The organism is Sedimentibacter sp. B4, from assembly GCF_000309315.1.
Lineage (GTDB): Bacteria > Bacillota > Clostridia > Tissierellales > Sedimentibacteraceae > Sedimentibacter > Sedimentibacter saalensis.
Window position 1 is genome coordinate 1 of record NZ_CANG01000639.1, and the last position, 217, is coordinate 217.

1 protein-coding gene is annotated in these 217 nt (G+C 71.4%); it reads right to left on the bottom strand.

What is annotated here, in order from left to right; all coding sequences use genetic code 11:
- Window positions 1–217 (bottom strand): hypothetical protein (locus BN358_RS26750; protein WP_198018459.1); only part of this gene is annotated, 217 nt, incomplete at both ends.

Here is a 217-nt window from a genome sequence, read left to right on the forward strand (position 1 = left end):
CGCACCTTGGAGACCGGCTTGCCGTCCGCGTCGACCGCCGTGCGGACCTTCTTCGCAATCGCCTGGACGCGGGCGTTCTCGGCCAGCGGCTGGCTCAGCTCCGGCTCCCCACCGGTGCCGAACGCCTCGACGTGGCCGTTGGAGAGCATCTTCGACTCCACGTAGGTGGCGTCCACGCGCTCGAGGTCGTCGCTGGAGGCCAGCGCCAGCACCCGGG